Annotated in this window: 1 pseudogene; it reads right to left on the reverse strand. The window is 36.6% G+C overall.

Features of this window, described 5'->3' with window-relative positions:
- Positions 1-276 (reverse strand): annotated as a pseudogene (locus tag KVT11_RS21180) (hypothetical protein); the annotation flags it as partial.

Genomic DNA, 276 nt, shown 5'->3' on the forward strand with positions numbered 1-276 from the left:
TAACGGCAAAAATCCGATTAAATTACGATTAAATACATCTAATTCTTCCTTACTTCGCTTACTATGCCCCTTTACTACATCTACCTCTGGTAATTGGTATTGCTTCTTACCATTTAGATAATGGATATAACTTGGATTACTTGAATTTTTACCGTATACCCACTTACTTTCCACACGGGTACATGCTACTTTCTCTTGTGAAACATGCAGCATACAGTTTCCAATAGCATTACAGATTGGGCATGGAACACGATAAAATTCCCACCAACTTCCTCT

The sequence above is a fragment of the Bacillus sp. GbtcB10 genome (assembly GCF_019091365.1).
Lineage (GTDB): Bacteria > Bacillota > Bacilli > Bacillales > Bacillaceae > Bacillus > Bacillus altitudinis.